At 44.0% G+C, this 16,793-nt stretch carries 24 protein-coding genes and 1 pseudogene; 7 read left to right on the top strand and 18 right to left on the bottom strand.

Annotated elements, in window-relative coordinates:
* Positions 1-273: 273 nt before the first annotated feature.
* Positions 274-396 carry a hypothetical protein gene (locus LAY41_RS32140; protein ID WP_275973864.1) on the bottom strand — a complete coding sequence of 41 codons (123 nt, stop codon included), beginning with the start codon at positions 394-396 and terminating at the stop codon, positions 274-276.
* A gap of 78 nt (positions 397-474) precedes the next feature.
* Here LAY41_RS32140 and LAY41_RS02625 point away from each other — a divergent pair, with 78 nt between their 5' ends.
* From LAY41_RS02625 to LAY41_RS02615, 4 genes are all read left to right on the top strand, one after another.
* A complete protein-coding gene (locus LAY41_RS02625) occupies positions 475-699 on the top strand; it encodes a DUF433 domain-containing protein (protein WP_249093740.1) in 225 nt (74 codons plus the stop codon).
* Positions 699-1,067 carry a DUF5615 family PIN-like protein gene (locus LAY41_RS02620; protein ID WP_249093737.1) on the top strand — a complete coding sequence of 123 codons (369 nt, stop codon included), beginning with the start codon at positions 699-701 and terminating at the stop codon, positions 1,065-1,067. The genes LAY41_RS02625 and LAY41_RS02620 overlap by 1 nt, the downstream gene beginning before the upstream one ends.
* Positions 1,068-1,070: 3 nt before the next feature.
* Positions 1,071-1,202, top strand: a complete 132-nt coding sequence (locus tag LAY41_RS32135; protein WP_275973863.1) for a hypothetical protein — start codon at positions 1,071-1,073, stop codon at positions 1,200-1,202.
* Positions 1,203-1,267: 65 nt separating this feature from the next.
* The gene (locus LAY41_RS02615) at positions 1,268-1,471 is read left to right on the top strand and encodes a type II toxin-antitoxin system HicB family antitoxin (protein WP_249093734.1); all 204 of its coding nucleotides are present in this window, start codon (positions 1,268-1,270) and stop codon (positions 1,469-1,471) included.
* 98 nt (positions 1,472-1,569) lie between these two features.
* Here the strand turns inward: LAY41_RS02615 and LAY41_RS32740 are convergent.
* The 6 genes and pseudogenes from LAY41_RS32740 to LAY41_RS02585 form a co-directional block, all read right to left on the bottom strand.
* Positions 1,570-1,833: pseudogene (locus tag LAY41_RS32740) on the bottom strand (DUF7689 domain-containing protein); the annotation flags it as partial.
* 43 nt (positions 1,834-1,876) lie between these two features.
* Positions 1,877-2,233 (bottom strand): hypothetical protein, encoded by a 357-nt coding sequence (locus LAY41_RS02605; protein ID WP_249093730.1) that lies wholly within the window; start codon positions 2,231-2,233, stop codon positions 1,877-1,879.
* A gap of 56 nt (positions 2,234-2,289) precedes the next feature.
* Positions 2,290-2,427: a hypothetical protein gene (locus tag LAY41_RS02600; RefSeq protein WP_249093728.1), complete on the bottom strand. Its 138-nt coding sequence runs from the start codon at positions 2,425-2,427 to the stop codon at positions 2,290-2,292.
* Between the two features lie 121 nt (positions 2,428-2,548).
* The gene (locus LAY41_RS02595; protein ID WP_249093726.1) at positions 2,549-3,196 is read right to left on the bottom strand and encodes a Uma2 family endonuclease; all 648 of its coding nucleotides are present in this window, start codon (positions 3,194-3,196) and stop codon (positions 2,549-2,551) included.
* Positions 3,197-3,278: 82 nt separating this feature from the next.
* On the bottom strand, positions 3,279-3,950 hold the full coding sequence (locus LAY41_RS02590) for a Uma2 family endonuclease (protein WP_249093723.1): 672 nt from the start codon (positions 3,948-3,950) through the stop codon (positions 3,279-3,281).
* Positions 3,922-4,104 (bottom strand): hypothetical protein, encoded by a 183-nt coding sequence (locus tag LAY41_RS02585; protein WP_249093722.1) that lies wholly within the window; start codon positions 4,102-4,104, stop codon positions 3,922-3,924. Before LAY41_RS02585 ends, LAY41_RS02590 begins: the two co-directional genes overlap by 29 nt.
* 211 nt (positions 4,105-4,315) lie before the next feature.
* On the opposite strand from LAY41_RS02585, the gene LAY41_RS02580 reads away from it, so the two are divergent.
* Both LAY41_RS02580 and LAY41_RS02575 read left to right on the top strand, forming a co-directional pair.
* Positions 4,316-4,987, top strand: coding sequence for a GNAT family N-acetyltransferase (locus LAY41_RS02580; RefSeq protein WP_249093720.1), 672 nt, complete (start codon positions 4,316-4,318; stop codon positions 4,985-4,987).
* Positions 4,977-7,439, top strand: coding sequence for a single-stranded-DNA-specific exonuclease RecJ (locus LAY41_RS02575; RefSeq protein ID WP_249093717.1), 2,463 nt, complete (start codon positions 4,977-4,979; stop codon positions 7,437-7,439). Before LAY41_RS02580 ends, LAY41_RS02575 begins: the two co-directional genes overlap by 11 nt.
* A 16-nt stretch (positions 7,440-7,455) precedes the next feature.
* Here LAY41_RS02575 and LAY41_RS02570 read toward each other — a convergent pair whose 3' ends face one another.
* The 11 genes from LAY41_RS02570 to LAY41_RS02520 all read right to left on the bottom strand — a co-directional run bounded on the left by LAY41_RS02570 (position 7,456) and on the right by LAY41_RS02520 (position 15,111).
* A complete protein-coding gene (locus LAY41_RS02570) occupies positions 7,456-8,484 on the bottom strand; it encodes a hypothetical protein (protein WP_249093715.1) in 1,029 nt (342 codons plus the stop codon).
* Positions 8,485-8,559: 75 nt separating this feature from the next.
* Positions 8,560-9,507, bottom strand: coding sequence for a glycosyltransferase family A protein (locus LAY41_RS02565; protein ID WP_249093713.1), 948 nt, complete (start codon positions 9,505-9,507; stop codon positions 8,560-8,562).
* Between the two features lie 23 nt (positions 9,508-9,530).
* Positions 9,531-10,253 (bottom strand): YdcF family protein, encoded by a 723-nt coding sequence (locus LAY41_RS02560; RefSeq protein ID WP_249093712.1) that lies wholly within the window; start codon positions 10,251-10,253, stop codon positions 9,531-9,533.
* Positions 10,254-10,280: 27 nt separating this feature from the next.
* Entirely contained in the window at positions 10,281-10,799 is a 519-nt protein-coding gene (locus LAY41_RS02555; protein WP_249093710.1) for a MogA/MoaB family molybdenum cofactor biosynthesis protein, read from the bottom strand.
* 318 nt (positions 10,800-11,117) lie between these two features.
* Positions 11,118-11,453 carry a photosystem II reaction center protein Psb28 gene (gene psb28, locus LAY41_RS02550; protein WP_249093708.1) on the bottom strand — a complete coding sequence of 112 codons (336 nt, stop codon included), beginning with the start codon at positions 11,451-11,453 and terminating at the stop codon, positions 11,118-11,120.
* Between the two features lie 47 nt (positions 11,454-11,500).
* Complete coding sequence (locus tag LAY41_RS02545) at positions 11,501-11,599, bottom strand: hypothetical protein (RefSeq protein ID WP_249093706.1); 99 nt, start codon at positions 11,597-11,599, stop codon at positions 11,501-11,503.
* Complete coding sequence (locus LAY41_RS02540) at positions 11,568-12,170, bottom strand: HhH-GPD family protein (protein WP_249093704.1); 603 nt, start codon at positions 12,168-12,170, stop codon at positions 11,568-11,570. Before LAY41_RS02540 ends, LAY41_RS02545 begins: the two co-directional genes overlap by 32 nt.
* 102 nt (positions 12,171-12,272) lie before the next feature.
* Positions 12,273-12,758 carry a DUF29 domain-containing protein gene (locus LAY41_RS02535; RefSeq protein ID WP_249093701.1) on the bottom strand — a complete coding sequence of 162 codons (486 nt, stop codon included), beginning with the start codon at positions 12,756-12,758 and terminating at the stop codon, positions 12,273-12,275.
* Positions 12,759-12,788: 30 nt separating this feature from the next.
* Positions 12,789-13,295 (bottom strand): DUF29 domain-containing protein, encoded by a 507-nt coding sequence (locus LAY41_RS02530; RefSeq protein WP_249093699.1) that lies wholly within the window; start codon positions 13,293-13,295, stop codon positions 12,789-12,791.
* A 53-nt stretch (positions 13,296-13,348) separates the two neighbouring features.
* Complete coding sequence (gene dtd, locus LAY41_RS02525; protein WP_249093698.1) at positions 13,349-13,825, bottom strand: D-aminoacyl-tRNA deacylase; 477 nt, start codon at positions 13,823-13,825, stop codon at positions 13,349-13,351.
* Between the two features lie 152 nt (positions 13,826-13,977).
* A complete protein-coding gene (locus tag LAY41_RS02520) occupies positions 13,978-15,111 on the bottom strand; it encodes a CobW family GTP-binding protein (protein WP_249093697.1) in 1,134 nt (377 codons plus the stop codon).
* A 133-nt stretch (positions 15,112-15,244) separates the two neighbouring features.
* Between LAY41_RS02520 and cysS the strand changes: the two genes are divergently transcribed.
* A complete protein-coding gene (gene cysS / locus LAY41_RS02515; protein ID WP_249093696.1) occupies positions 15,245-16,702 on the top strand; it encodes a cysteine--tRNA ligase in 1,458 nt (485 codons plus the stop codon).
* Positions 16,703-16,793: the final 91 nt, after the last annotated feature.

Genomic DNA, 16,793 nt, shown 5'->3' with positions numbered 1-16,793 from the left:
CCCCCTCCCCAGATTTATGGCTTAACCGCCTTGGCGGTTGCTATATTGAAAAGCTCTGCGGCCATTCGTGACAGGTTAAGCTAAAAAAGCATTTGTCAATCAGCAATTATGCTCAATTTTGAGAAAGTTTTGAGTGTCAAACTAAGATTTTTCAGGTCAAGGAATACTGGTTGGCTCAAGATTTGGACCAACTACTGTCCCAAATCTTGAGTTTGCCACCTCTTTTTCCTGGAATTTTGAGTAACATTACTTATTGACAAATGAGATAAAGTCTTAACCTGTCACGAATGCGTCATCCCATATCCACCCAATTATTTTGCGATCGCGCTTTCCTCCCCCCATCCCAAAGCGCGATCGCACTCCACCCCAAATCTCAAAACGCGATCGCCATTTCAAATCCCTATCAATATCGGACTCAAATATTTACAGCTACAATGTTAAAATATAAGTTATCAGAGTCAGAAAGGAGGAATTATGCCTGTAAACTGGAGAGAACATATCGTCAGTACCCCCGATGTATTGCGAGGTAAACCAAGAATCAAAGGAACTAGAATTCCCGTTAGTCTCATTTTAGGTTATTTAGCATCAAGTAATACTGTCGAACACATTATTTCTGAGTTTCCCGATCTAGTTAAAGAACAGATAGATGCTTGCCTGGATTATGCCCGCGATTTGTCAGATTTTGAAACAGTTGCCTAATGAGTTTAAGATTGTTCATCGATCAATGTGTTCCTAACTCTATTATTCAAATTATTCGTGATGCCGAACATGAAGTTTTTGTTTTGAGAGATTACATCCCTATTGAATCTCCAGATATTATTGTCATTGCCAAAGCACAGGAACTCCATGCAATACTTGTTTCCCTCAATGGAGATTTCGCTGATATTGTGACTTATCCACCAAGCGCATATCAGGGAATTATCTCTATTCAACTGAGAAATCACCCGGAAATTATACCTCAATTGATGACAAGGTTAACAGAATATTTCTCGTTGTATAATAGCGCTGAACATTACCGAGGTAAATTACTGCTCGTAGAAGTCTACAGAATTCGCATTCGAGAGTAATAATTGTCGCGATCGGCCCTCTACCTTCCTCAATCTCAAAGCGCGATCGCACTCTCACCCCCCATCCCAAAAGCGATCGCACTCACTCTCGTCACAAGTGCGATCGCACCTAAAAACTCAACTACTCACCAATAGCATTAGCCCAACTCTAATTCATTGATAGTTGCTATAATATCCTTAACAAATAACTCAATAATTGTATGAAAATTAGAGCAATAATTCATCCAGCAGAAGAAGGTGGCTATTGGGCAGAAGTTCCCGCACTTCCAGGCTGCATTACTGAAGGAGACACGCTAGAAGAAGTGATGACTAATTTAAAAGATGCTATTGAAGGTTGGCTCGAAGTTGCTAATAGTCGTGAAGCAATTGCCTCCACAGATCGAATTGTGGAAATTGCTGTATGAAATCTATTTCTGGCAAACAACTGGGCAAAATAGTAGAGCATAAAGGTTGGGTTTTGAAAAGAATTACTGGCAGTCATCATATCTATGAATTGTCTAGCTGCGTGGGTAGGTTCTCCTTCAGGCGTAGCGTATATCGCTATTTTCTCAAAACCCAACTCTAAGTCTGCATTATCGCAAGGTTCGTATCCAAGAGTTTGATAAGCTTGGATGAAAGCAACCATCGTTAACTCTGCGGGTAAACCATCAGGCCAATAGTAGGGATTATTTGGTTCTAAAGGATTCCACCAACGGTCATCTTCGCCAGCAGCCCAAGCAAAACAATTATAATTTCTTGTCTGCGAACTGGTTATGCTATACCCCATAGCTGCTAAGTTAGGAAACTCGTCTTCTTGATATTTTTCCAACCTACCATCTATAGCCATTTTCTTTACCCCATTGCAGCCATGCTTGTGCCATTTGTTTTAAGAAGCCACGTTGTTCTGATTTAACAGGATTAGCACCTGTAATCGCTTGCAATGCCCAAAACCAATGGTCGGGATCTTTTTCCATATCGCGTAGAATCAGGGGAATAACGGGTTGACCCATGCCAATAATTCTTTGATAAGCTGGGTGCATTGACATTTTCGAGACTATCGACTTCATACCTGTATCGCGCCGCCATTGTTCTGCTAGTTCTAAAAATGTTTCTTCTAAATCCGCTGTATCTAAAATCGGGTAAGCAAAACAAGAATTGACTCCAGAAATTCTATATGGTTGTTCCATTTTACTTTCACTTTATTTGGGTTTCGTCGCCGCAGTCCTCTTTTAGTGGTATAACCTCAGCTACGATCGCTAATGCCATAAGCAAATTGTCCTGTTTGTCTCAATAGTAGCAACATAATGAAGCAACCGCCTTTCTCCCTCCCCAAAGAACGATCGCTCTTTCCTCTCCCCATCCCAAAAGAACTCGCACTCACACTTCCCTAATTGTGCGCCCTCTCATCCCCCAATCCCAAGATATCTCGCCCTTACTCTCAACTAATTGTGCGATCGCGTAGCGTACCGGAGGCATTCGCCCCTCTCCCATCCCAAATCTATTTACAGCGATCGCAGCGCTTCTTCAAACTCTCCCAGCGCAACGCTAGAACCAATTTGCCAGCCACGATCGATGTATTGAGGAATTAAGGTTTTGAGATCGTAACCGGGAAACCATCGGCTAATTTGAGACTCTCGATACTGCTGTGCATCGAACTGATAGATGGATAATTGACTTTGACGGTAAACCCAGAGTTCCAAAGGTGCGATCGCTTGATAATCTTCGGGTTTAGTTGTGCAAGTCAGGTCAATTTCTATCGCTAAATCTGGCGCTGGATCTGTTTCTAGATCGATGCGTTCTTTCCCTAAAATGCGATCGCGATTGTCTATGTAAAAACAGTAATCTGGTTCAATTCCCTGTTGATTAATGCGCTTAAGCGTAATTGGGGTAAATGCGTCCCAGTCTTTCCCCACCTGTCGCAGTAAAGCTTTGACAAAATCCGCCAGTAGATCTGCATTCTTACCGTGTCTGGGCAATGGTGACATAATTCTAATTTCTTGAGTTTTACTGTTGTAGCGAATTCTCAATCCAGCTTTATCCTCTCGACGAGTTAGCAATGCCTCGTAATCTTGCCAAGTTCTAAATCGCAGGATGAGTTCGTCCCCTGGGGTGAGGGAAATTGTATCTTCAGTAATTGTGGGTAATACCATATTTTAATTACCTGCAAAATTCGCGTTTTCCTAATCATAGCAAATTTAGATAAAAAACTGCGATCGCTCCTCCATAAATGCACTACAAACCTGCAATTTGTTGTGCAAACCACATCGCCGCCATCCCATTTCCCTGACTCAAAATTTTCAAAGTTTCCGATAACAGAGAAATTGGCAACCCCTCAAGGGCTCCTGAAAAATCGCATTCCTGATATTTTCCATTATCTTGCAACCGAAATGCCAATACCCTTTCACCTTTAATATCTACAACCCAATATTCGGGAATTTTTAAAGCTGCATACAATCGTTTCTTTTCATCTAAATCATTTGCCAAAGTCGTATCGGCAATTTCACACACTAAATCGGGGACTCGCCAATTATCTAGATTAATTCGACGCGGTTCCCCTTCTTGCCATTGGGGAAAATCTTCACCGATATATAGAACTCGATCGGGCGCACCTCCACCCACCTTTGGCTTCTCAATGACACAACCGCCAAGGTCATCGAAAGCTTGTACTCCTTTGCTAGTAAACCAAAGTACAAATACCATTGTAAGCAGAGCGTTAAATCGAGCGTGGTTAATTCCTTCGTTACCCATGTCAATCAAAAGATAGCCTTCATAAAAAAATATCCTGGCTGACTCCAAAGTTCGATCTTCGCAGGCAGCTATATAATCTTCCCATGTAGCGGGTTGCCATTGGGTAATTAGGGTATTATCTAATAGACTAATGCTGGATGAAGTTACGGTAGTCATAATTGGTGAAGCAGGCTAGGATAGTAGGCAAAATAGGGGAGTCAAACTGAGGGAGATAGCAATACAGTTCCAGTCTAACACTATTTGTTCGATCGAACAGTTCAAGCTCTAGCAATAATCGCGATCGCACGAGCTTAGAACGACATTTGTCCATTATCTTGCTGCCAATGCGATCGCATCTTACTCCCTTCGGGCTACAAGATTATGTAGGGGCGAAGCATTGCGGAATTAACGTTTCGGTTTTGAGTTAAGATTAATTCCGCAATGTTTCGCCCTCCCACTATACATAGTCTTCCACCGAGAAGGGAGTAGGTAATCTATTATAAGTTTAGGTAAGTGATAAAAAAACTAACAACATCTCAGTTATGACGAACTTTGATAGAGATGAGGGGCCATCGGCCAGCAATCACTCGGTTTATGTCCGCAACATGGAAATTGATGACCTTGCACCCGTGTACCACTTGGGAGAAGATGTATTTACGAGCGATTTGTACCCCTATTTATATCGAACCTGGGATGAATGGGAGGTGATAGGACTTTACAATACCGACCCCGAATACTGTCTGGTTGCGGAAATAGACGATCGACTGGCAGGTTTCATCTTAGGAACTATCATCAGCAAGCCATCCTGGACCTACGGATACATTATCTGGCTAGGAGTCAACCCTAACTTTCAGCGTCGAGGCGTAGGCGACAAGCTGGTTGATAAACTGGTGGAACGGATGATCGAAGATGGCGTGCGTTTCATGCTGGTAGATACCGATCCTGCTAATACTCCGGCGGTGAAGTTTTTTAGCCGCAAAGGTTTTGGCAATACCCGTCAGCACATTTTCTTATCCATGAATTTGAGCAAACACGATTATTATGGTAGATTGATTGCCTACGAGCGAGAAAAAGTTGAGAGAGCTGCATATAAGCGATCGCGTCGCCGTCCTACCGCAAAACCGCAAGAAATTGTCAGCGAAGCCGCTACCAAAGTAATGGTAACAGAAACCCCAACATCATCGAGCGACGAGCCAATGACCAATGATAAATGACCAACTTCAATGGCAAATTCAGCCAACAATTCAGCCGCCAGAGTGGTTTATTCAAGAAGTTAGACAGCACGCTGGAACTTCTGGACATTATGCTGCCCAACTGCTATGGCAGCGGGGTATTCGCGATACCGAACAGCTAGCAGGATTTTTGAACCCTATCCTGTTCAAACCGGCAAGCCCGTTTGCATTCGGTCAGGAAATGTGGTGGGCGATCGAAAGATTGCAGCAAGCCATAAATGCAGGCGAAATTGTGGCAATTTGGGGAGATTTTGACGCCGATGGCATCACATCAACCGCTGTTTTATGGGATGGTTTAGGACAATTTTTTCCTCACAATACTAACTTATCATATCACATTCCCAATCGGTTAACCGAATCCCACGGACTGAATTACCAAGGAATTGAAGCTCTAGCCCAACAAGGAGTAAAACTGATAGTTACCTGCGACACTGGCAGCACTAATATAAGCGAAATTGAGTATACCAAGCAATTGGGAATCGACGTAATTGTTACCGATCATCACACGCTGCTGCCAGAACGTCCACCAGTAATTGCTATTATCAACCCCCGCAATTTATCGGCAGATCACCAGTTATTTCATCTTTCGGGAGTTGCTGTTGCTTACAAGTTGGTAGAGGCACTTTATGAAACTTTGCCGAATATTCCCAAACAACCTTTAGAGGATTTATGGGATTTAGTAGCAATTGGGTTAATTGCGGATCTAGTGCAACTTAGCGGTGATTGTCGCTACTTAGCACAATTGGGAATAGAAAAACTGCAAGAAGACTCACAGAAACCACCAGCAATGAGGCGGCGTCCTGGTGTAGGGAGGTTACTAGAATTTTGCAAGAAAAGTGGCGATCGGCCCACCGATATTTCCTTTGGACTTGGCCCGCGAATTAACGCCGTCAGCCGCATTCAAGGGGATGCCCGTTTTTGCGTGGAATTGCTCACCAGTCGCGATATCAAGCACGTTGAAAAGTTAGCTCGCGAAACCGAATTAGCTAACGCCCGCCGCAAGTCATTACAGAAAGATGTGGAACAGCAAGCTGCCCAAAAATTAACACAATTAGACTTATCAACAACTGGCGTTATTGTACTTACAGAAATTGGTTGGCCTGTGGGCGTTTTGGGTTTAGTCGCAGGCCAAATCGCGCAAAAAACTGGTCGCCCCACAATTTTATTAAGTGTAGAAGAAGCAGAGGAGGAAGACAGCAGGGGAGCAGGGGAGAGAGGAGATCGAAATTCCCCCCTGCCCCTCTGCCCCTCTGCCCCTCTGCCTCTCGCTAGGGGTTCTGCCCGTTCGGTAAATCAAATTGACCTTTATCAATTGGTGAGCGCTCAAGCACATCTTTTACATCGCTTTGGCGGTCATCCTTTCGCAGCTGGTTTGAGTATTTCAGTTGAGAATATTCCCTTATTTACAGAAGCGATAAATCAACGACTGCGGCAACAAATAGGGGGGGATGACAATAAATTAGGCTCGCGAATAATATCAGTTGATTTAACTGTGACAGTAGCGGAATTAGGTATAAATTTGTTCCGGGAATTGAAACTATTGGAACCCTGCGGTATGGGCAATCCCGTTCCGCAATTGCTGATTAAAAATTGCTGGTTTGAAAATATCTCGAATCGCAATATTCAGGATGCCGGTGGAAAGAAGGTTCAATATATTAAAACCGAGTTTCAAATTGGCGATGATTCTGCCCAAATAGGGTTTCCCGGTATTTGGTGGGGACACTACAAAGAAGAAATCCCTCAAGGACGATGCGATGCAATTGTGGAACTCGACTTCAACACCTACAAAAAACGCTACGAAGTGCGCGTCGTTGCGGTTCGATCGCTCCTGTCAAATCTCGCCCCTATCCAGCACTGGTTGACTCAAACAGATTGGATTTTAGACTGGCGAAATCAAGCAGAGGAGCAGAGGAGCACAGGAGCACAGGAGAATCACCTAGAGCCAATGGTCGATCGCCAAACCCTAATAATTAGAGAATGTCCAACCAACTGGGATGATTTGCAATTGTGGTTTCGACGCGCTTTGCACACAAAACAGAAATTAGCGATCGCCTATCCACCCCTACAACCAGTCCCACCCAGTCAGATTTGGCAACAGTTAGTAGGAATAGCTAAATATCTCAGTCGTACTGGTAAAACAGCTACACAAGCTCAACTACAACAAAAGCTGGGTATTGGCGATGCTTGCTTGCAACTGGGATTACAAACATTAACTAAATTGGGTTTTCAGGTTAAAAACGGCGACGGATACTATCAAATTACCAAACATCCAGAATTAGAAACGCCGAATTTGGATGCAGAAATCTCCCGCGACATCGAGCAATTTTTAGCCGCAGTGCGAGAAGAACAATTCCGTCGCCAGTATTTCTATGAAATTCCCCTTTCCACCATTCGATCGGTAGCCTATCAAACCACTTTTTCTCAAAATGATTAGGATTATGAGGATGAATCTAACGGTAACTCAAAGCACCTTTGATCTGCCTTTTCCATGAGTGCAGCCTATTTTTCATGCGAATGATTTTTAAGGATATGAATTGGCGCTGCAAAAGACTTTGCCGAGTCCAATTCGATGCGTTACACCAGCGTTCGTAGGCTGGAACTGCTACCTCCGTTATAAAGCTGCGCCACCGTTTAACTACCATCTCAGGCTGCGTTTCCTCAGCGCGGCGAAAACCATTTTCTACCATAGCATGACGCCACTCTTTATCGTCGCGAAGGCGCTTCAAAACGGCTAGCACGTCATTCAACGAAGTCACCTCAATGTAGTCTAGTTCGCTTTGGCGTTCAGTTTGGAATGAAGTCTCGCGACCTAGAATTGCCGGTACACCAGCGTGCCAAGAATTAAACAGCTTTGTAGCGGGTTTCGAGGTGTAATCTTGGTTATTGAAACTACGCACAGCTAGGATCGCATCAACATCACTGTAGTCGTTCCAGCGAAGCCGATCGACCACCTGAAAATGCAAACCCAGCTCGTTTAATTGCTTGTGCCATGAAGGTTCCTTTAGTTCAGGTGCTAGATTCCTTTCGTGACCAAAATAAGCAACATTCTCAAATCTATCACCGCGTGCTGAATTGCGAGGAATTAACCCTGGTTGCCGCCAATGCGGCATATAATAGCTCTGCCAGATTGTTCCTGATTTTTTGAGCATCTTCTCTTCACGATTTGAGACTATATGAAACTGAGCGTAGAGGTGTCGCTCTTTGTCTGCCAGCAGACAAACTATTAGTAACCTTGGCCCTGGTTGCAGATCGATCGGCAGAGAGTCTCGATGCGCTAAGACGATACCTTCAGCTGGCATAGTTCCTACCAGTTCGCATGGAAAGCCATCCGCTTTGAGGCGAAGATAAGTTTGTAGCGTCCAGGCGTATACGCCCCCTGAAAACCCAGGCATAAACGTTTCAGCACTATCCGGCATATTATCAGCCAGATCTTCGCATTGAGGAAGGTAAAAATAAATTGGTGGTAGTTTCTCTGTCATAGTACTTACGAAAAATTTATGGTAACTTTGCGTCCAGAGAGGTATAGATCTAAAATGAAAATGAAAAGCGCATTTTTATCGCTTCTCCAAAAACTTCCATTTGACCGTTTTTGCCAACGTTCTCGGTACACCATACAACTTTTCGATAACCAGATTCCATAAATATCCATACTGGGGATATTGTTTAACCAAAAGTGCATCTGAAATTACATGAAATCTGGGGGGTTTCAATCCGGGTGGCTTATCAATATATCGGATTTGTTCTGGCTTTGGCATCCAATGACCGATAATAGCATCCTTTTGAAAAAATTTAGCCTGCACGAATAAACCTAATAACCTATCAAAACCTGTTGATGGTATCCATGTTACGGCACCCAACACTTTTGTAGCCTGGGATAAATCGGTTAGCGCTTTTTGAACTAGCTCATTTTTCCAAACGATATTATTGAAATTTTCAAAATGGTATCCCAAATTATCTTTTCTGCCTGTAAAAGGCAATACTGCATATCGAAGATCAAATTGGTTATCTAAAGGAACAACTGGAATTTCTAACAATCCAGTATAATTTCCTTGCTGATAAGGGTAGGGATTTTCTGGCGTCTTCTTGCAGATATCTAGTTGAGCAACATCAGGAATTTCTCCCCAGTCCTTTTTAATGCGTTCCTCATCCTTAAAATCAATATTCTCTTTTTTTAATCTTAAAATCCAACTTTCAGGAAATCTCTTAAAATATTCACCTGTCAAATTTTCGATATCGGGATGTACAAAGTCATCATCATCTAAAGCTAGAACATATTCGCCAGAAGCATTTAGCAACCCCACAAACCTTTGCATCATCTCCCCTTTGTAGGGGCTTGTTAAAATTTTGACTCTAGGGTCATCTACAGGTCGGATGGGGATGTTTGGGTAATAAACTAAAACAAATTCAACATTACCCTTTACCTTTAATAACTGTTCTAGCCAATATTCTGAATATTTTCCTGTAGTAGGAGTGACTATAGAGAGAATAACTTTTTCTTTCATTTGGCACAATCCTAACTTACGATTTATAATTTTAGATTAGCTTGGCGTTCGCACTGTTTGACGGTGAAACCTTGCAACTGCCAAGCTTCTAAGTCTACGTCGGAAAGCTTGATCAATTCCGAACATTTGGGCGAGTAAAATTGACTGAGGACAGCCCAGAACAAACTGCGAGTTAAGCCCCATGCAGTTTTGATGAATGACTCGCGATTACCAGGAATACCCTCTTCTTTAACGATATCTGGTTCTAGCCAAATTCCATGAGATCCTAAAATAATTTGAGCCATCCACTTTGCCCTTGGTAAATGTGTAGGGGAAGTGATTAGTTTAACTTTATGAACTTGCCACTGGCTAAGGATTGGCAGACTGAAGTAAAAGTTGGCAAAAGTGGTATCTGCACACTTTTCTAACAAGGCATTTTGCATGGGCGCATTGGCACGTCTAAAAATGAGCAAAATGCAGGGATCGTTTGAGCCTCCAGAAATCAGAATTGGAATTTGCGGATATTGTTTTGCTAACTCGGCGACGTAGATTTCTCTGGTGATGCTGCCTCCTAATACAAGAATGGCATCGACTGGCTTCTGGGATGCTTTCTGCAAAATTATACCATTATTTATGAGCCAAATTCCCAGTGTGATAAACAAGCAGCTGAGTCCTACCCAAATAAATCGCTCGCGAATCAGGGACAATAAATACTGGCGAACTGAGACAAGCGAGCTAAATTGGGTTGGTTTCTTTTTAGGCTGCATAAGAATTTGGGAGACGGCGATTTGGCCTTAATATCCTGCCGATGTGGTGTTAAGCTGGGTGACAAGATGAACCAGTTCTGGCAAAATCAGTTGTTGTACAGCGAGTTTGACCGCATTGGTAGAACCGGGGACAGAGAAAACCAGCTTATTTTTATAAATACCAGCGACTGCCCTAGATGCGATCGCCCTTGCCCCAATTTCCTGATAACTCAGCCAGCGAAACAACTCCCCGAAACCGGGCAGAGTTTTTTCCAGCAGCTTTTCTAGAGTATCGTAAGTCGTATCTCTCGGCGCGATACCAGTGCCGCCGTTGAAAATCAAAGCGTGCAAATCTGAGCGATTGCCCAAGCTTAGCATCTGTTCTTGAATTTGCTCTGGTTCATCTTTGAGAATAGCGTAAGTTCCCACCGCGTGACCGGAGTCGAGGAGTAACTGTTTAATCAGCTGACCGCTGCGATCGGTTTCTGGAGTGCGCGTATCGCTGACAGTAATGATAGCGCAATTTACAGTTATTTTAGCTGGATCGGGATGAGGGAGATGAGTCATGTCGTGTCCGGTTGCATCGTTACTACATGAGTGATATGGTCAAATTGTCTGTTGTCATCGTTGGTTAAATTTTTACCGCAGATGTAGGCGAAGCCTTCCCGTAGGGTAGACAGATACACGCAGATGAACGCAGATAAGAATAATCACAAGAGTTTTTTAGGTAACCGATGTGTAAGGACATGATATCATAAATATTTTTTGTCATTAGTCATTGAGTAATTTCAGATTTCAGATTTAGAATCGTGAATTCAAAAGTAAAGTTTTTAAATCTCAAATCTCAAATCTCAAATCTGAAATTCTTTGATGACCGATTGCCAATTAAGACTTCGTAAATCCTAAACCATGATCTTCGGCATAGCGATTCATAAAGCGGATAAACCGATCCCATTCAGCAGCGGTCTTCATACCATAAAACACTTCTAGTGCTGCTGGCTTACCATTGACAAATTTAGCTTTCACATCCCGTATAGTCAGTTCGCCTTCTTCATCAATCAGGTACATTCCGGTAATGTCTTCTGTGCTGCTGTTGCTTAAAGCCTTGGGATTTTGGAAATAGAACGTCGCCGTGCCGTTGCTGCCATCCGGCGAACGGGTGAGTCGAACATCGGGCACAACATCTTCATCGATACCTTGGGAAAACTGAATTTGAGCCATGATAATTGCGATTGAACTTATATAACGGGTTTCTCACCATTTTCTCATCAGATGTCCCTTCGGTCAGCATATTTGCATTGCTCTTGCAGCGGACATTCACCGCAGCGGGGGTTCCTAGCGGTGCAGACTGCCGCCGCAAAGTCCAATAGCGTCCAAATTCCACGTTCCGACTTTTGTTTTGGGTGCTGCCCGTTCCGCCGCATCCTGTAGCTCTTGCGATCGCCATTTTACCCGACCGCCCCAAAATCCAAAAAAACGCTCTAAAATCCGTGCAACATTGGTATCTAGTACTGCTTTGCGCTGTCCGAAGGCATGGGCGCAGATCGATCGCGCTGTATATTTTCCTACACCGGGCAATTCCAACAGCTGGGCTTCTGTTTTGGGGATTTTTCCCCTATAGTTTTTCAGGATAAGCTGAGTTGACTGGCGCAGGCGTAGGGCCCGGAAAGCAAGACCCAAAGGTTGCAACAGCATCGTAACATCTTCCGGTGGCGCAGCTGCTAGGGCGCTGAGGGTAGGGTATCGCTCCATAAACCTCTGGTAAACTGGAGCAACTGTATCTGCATTGGTTTTTTGCAACAAGAATTCTGCCACTAAAATCGCATACGGGTCTTTTGTCTTACGCCAAGGAAAATTTCGCATATTTTGCTTCGCCCAAGCTTTTAGCTTGCGGCGAAACCATCTGAGTTTGGTAATTGGTAATTGGTCATCAGTCATCAGTCATTAGTTATTAGTCAAAACTGTATTTATCTGCCTTTATCTGCGTGCATCTGCGGTTAAAAAAAATCTAACACTTCTTTTCAATATAACCCATTACTCCTATTCCCCATCTGACTCAAGTCGTTCGCCTGGTAAAAATTCCGAATCTAATACTTGCTCTAAGTTATAAGGACATTCAGCGGGAAAATCTTTGTAGTTCAAAGAAGTTTCGCGCACAGCTAAGTCCAGTCCATCTTGGTAAGCTTCCTCTATTGCTTCAGGTAAAAAAGGCTTCAAACTGGGGCTTTGTTTAAGCAGTCTGTGAATACGGCGACGCTGTTCCCGAATTGTAGCAACCGAACTTTTAGAACGTAACTCAGGCTGGAATTTCCACTTTAGTAGATGTCCTAACAAAACGCCCAAACGGTTTATCAATTCCTGTCGCTCTTGCTTACCCAAAGATTCGATCTCCTCAACCAAGTTTGTGATATCCAAATAATCACACTTCCTATCTCGGAGGAATTTTGCTTGTTCTTGCGTCCAAGCATAGAAATCTGTCTCGTACAATTCGGAATTTACTTTTAATTCCTGATAGGTTTCAGTCATGCGATCGCCTTTTACTTCAGTTGTTTAAATTTACTCAACTTGTTCGCCTGGAAAAAAGTCGGAATCTAATATCTGTTCTAAACTATAAGGACATTCAGCGGGAAAATCTTCGTAGTCTAAAGATGTTTCGCGCACAGCCAAATCTACCCCATCCCGATAAGCTTTCTCTCTAGCTTCAGGTAAATAAGGTTTCAAACTTGGGTTCTCCTCAAGCTTTTCCAGAATTCTGCGACGCTGTTCCCGAATCGTAGAAACCCAACTTTTAGAACGCGACCCCGATTGAAACTCCCATTTGAGCAGATGTCCCAACAAAACGCCCAAACGGTTTCTCAATTCCTGTCGCTGTTGCTTACCCAAAGATTCGATCTCCTCAACCAAATTTGTGATATCCAAAAAATTCCACTTCCTATCTCGGAGAAATTTTGCCTGTTCCTGCGTCCAAGCATAGAAATCTGTCTCGTACAATTCGGAAGTTTTATTTTCAATATCTGATAAATTTTGAGTCATGCCGAGCGCCTCTTTTAAAAAGTCATTCATTCAAAAGTCATTCATTCAAAAGTCAAAAGTTAAAAATAATAAAGATAATTACCTCAAGATAAATCTGGGGTGTTTAAAGAGGACTCTCGCTCCAGCAGCAGGGTAACGGGGCCATCATTTTCGATCGCAACTTGCATCATCGCCCCAAACTGACCCGTTTCCACCCGCAAACCGCTGTGGCGCAACTTATCCACAAAGCGATCGTACAAATCTTTTGCCACTTCGGGTGCAGCTGACTTATCAAAAGAGGGGCGGCGACCTTTGCGACAATCACCATAGAGAGTAAACTGACTGACTACCAGCAGTTCGCCGCCAATCTCTTGGACAGATTTCTCCCAGCGACCCGAACCATTCTCCTCTTCTGGAAATAATCGCAATTCCAGACATTTGCGAACCATCCAGTCGAGTTCCGCTTCCGTATCCGTGCTAGAAATGCCGACGAGCAAATTCAGCCCTCGACCAATTTTGCCGACAACTTTACCCGTTATTTCAACTTGAGAAGATTTAACTCGTTGAATCACAACTCGCATAATGGGTGTGCAACCGAGGTTTACGCGATCCCTGGTTGTTGAATATAGTAAAGATCCAACCTTGGTCGTAAATCCACTCTTTCAGAGTATTAACTCTTTACATTGGTCAGTTGTTTTCCTAATAACAACTGACCAAGACTACTGACTGATAACTATTTCCCAAACCCTTTACCGCGACTGGTGGAAGGCAAAGAGACGCATTTCTGAATTTGCGCGAGCAAAGTTTCGCGATCGAGATCTTGCCCAATCATCACCAACTGAGTTTTCGGTTCACCTTTCCAATCCTCATCCTCAATTGTAAACCGCTTGCCGCACAAGTGGAATACGTGACGCTTCGGACTTTCATCAAACCAAAGAATTCCTTTGGCTCGGAATACATTGGAAGGCATCTGCTGATCTAAGAAATTTTGAAACTTCTTAATAGCGAAGGGCCGATCGCTTTGGAAAGAAACTGAGATAAAACCATCATTTTCCAAGTGATTGGAATGATGATCGTGATGTTCGTGGTCATGGTCATGGTCGTGGTCATGACCGCAGGCAGAGTGGTCGTGGTCGTGATGGTCGTGATGTTCGTGGTCGTGATGTTCGTGATGTTCGTGATGTTCGTGTTCTTTTGCCTCAGATTCAAAATACTTATCCGACTCAAATAAACCAACACTGAGGATCAGCGGAAGAGCAACTTGCGATTTCGTGGTTCGCAAAATTCTTGCCCCTTGCTTGATATCGCGAATTCGCACTTCCAGCGCATCAACATCAGTTTCATCGACCAAATCGGTCTTATTGAGCAGAATGATATCGCCGTAGTTAATCTGACTGTAAGCAGCTTGGCTGTTGAACAAATCGAGGCTGAAATTTGCGGCGTCCACCACCGTGACAATAGAATCCAGACGAGTCAAGTCTCGCAATTCTGTGCCTAAGAACGTGAGCGCCACGGGTAGCGGATCTGCCACGCCCGTTGTCTCCACCACTAAATAATCTATTTGGTCTTGCCGTTCTAAAACTTTGTATACTGCATTAACCAAATCGTTATTAATGGTGCAGCAGATACAACCATTACTCAGTTCCACCATGTCCTCGCCGGTGGTTACAATCAGTTCATTGTCAATGCCAACTTCGCCAAACTCATTGACCAGAACAGCGGTTTTAACGCCCTGCTGATTAGTCAAAATGTGGTTAAGGAGAGTAGTCTTACCGCTACCGAGAAAGCCGGTAATAATCGTCACCGGCAAACCGTGTTTTGGGGCATCGATTGTCTGGGATTGGTCAGGAGAAACTGCTGATTTCATAGCTGATCTGTGGAAAACGTCGGAAAATGAGAGGATAGAATAACAGTACGTTATGTACTGACACGAGGATGCTGGCAAACATCCCCGTCGCTCTCCCCTATTATTGCCGATTTATTAGAGGTTGTTATTTACTATGACCCTGACGCTTTACAATACGCTGACTCGTCGCCAGGAACCCTTTGAACCGCTCCAAGCAGGTAAGGTGGATATGTACTGCTGTGGCGTGACGGTGTATGACTACTGCCACTTGGGTCATGCGCGTTGCTACATTGTCTGGGATATGGTGCGACGCTATTTGAAGTGGCGCGGCTACGATGTGCGTTACGTGCAGAATTTCACCGATATTGATGATAAAATTCTCAATCGGGCCAGGGAACAGGGAGTATCGATGGAAGCCTTAGCCGAGAAATTTATCGATGCGTATTTTGAGGATATGAAACGCCTCAATGTGATGGAAGCGGACGAATATCCCCGTGCGACGCATACGCTGGATGGGATTAAGCGGTTGATTCACGAGTTGGAACACAAGGGTTACGCCTACCCTGCTGCTGGGGATGTTTACTACAAGGTGCGGCAATTTGCGGAGTATGGGAAGCTTTCGGGTCGGAATTTGGAGGATTTGCAAGCTGGGGCTAGCGGTAGAGTGGAGGAGGAAGACCCGGATGCGCCGAAGAAACAAGACCCGTTTGATTTTGCTCTCTGGAAGGCGGCGAAACCGGGGGAACCGTTTTGGGAATCGCCTTGGGGTGCGGGTCGTCCGGGATGGCATATAGAATGCTCGGCGATGGTGCGTCAGACTTTTGGCGATACAATTGATATCCACTGCGGTGGTAATGAATTGGCGTTTCCTCACCACGAAAATGAAATTGCTCAATCTGAGGCGGTGACTGGTAAGCCTTTAGCGCGTTACTGGCTGCACAACGGTATGGTAAATGTGGATGGTAAGAAGATGTCCAAATCTTTGGGCAATTTTATTACGATTCGGCAGTTGTTGGATGGGTTGAATGCACCAGATGCGATCGCAATCAGGTTATTTGTTTTGCAAACGAATTACAGTAAGCCGATCGATTTTACCCAAGATGCGATCGTATACGCCCAAAATAGCTGGCATACTCTCAAAGAAGGTCTCCTGTTTGGCTCTAGGCACGGTTCTGAGCTAGGTTGGAAACCGGAAGCAGAAAATTCCCCAATCCAAAATCCCGAAGTGGAACGCTTCCAAGAGGCGATGGATGATGACTTCAACTCGCCAGCAGCTTTAGCAGTCTTGTTCGAGTTAGCCAAAGAATTAGGCAAGGAAGGGAATATCCTCGTCCATGAAGGGAAAACCAAAACGTCGCCCGAAGTGCTACAACAACAATGGCTCACTCTTGTCAGCCTCGCACAAGTCTTGGGTTTGTCAGCTAAGCCAGAAGAAAAAACTACTGCTACTGGTGGTTTAAGCGATGCGGAAATAGAAACTTTGATTCAAAAACGACAAGAAGCAAGAAAAGCTAAGGACTTTGCAGAAAGCGATCGTATCCGCAATGAACTCCAAGCCCAAGGCATTACCCTAATTGATACCGCAGAAGGTACGCGATGGCATCGAAACTAAACGTTGTCAGTGGTCAATTGTCAATTGTCAATTGTCAGTTGTCAGTTGTTAATTGTCAGTTGTCAGTTGTTAATTGTCAGTTGTCAGTTGT

The organism is Argonema galeatum A003/A1 (genome assembly GCF_023333595.1).
In the GTDB taxonomy this organism is placed as follows: domain Bacteria; phylum Cyanobacteriota; class Cyanobacteriia; order Cyanobacteriales; family Aerosakkonemataceae; genus Argonema; species Argonema galeatum.
The sequence above is the reverse complement of the archived record's forward strand: the minus strand, read 5'-3'. Positions and strand labels throughout refer to the sequence as shown.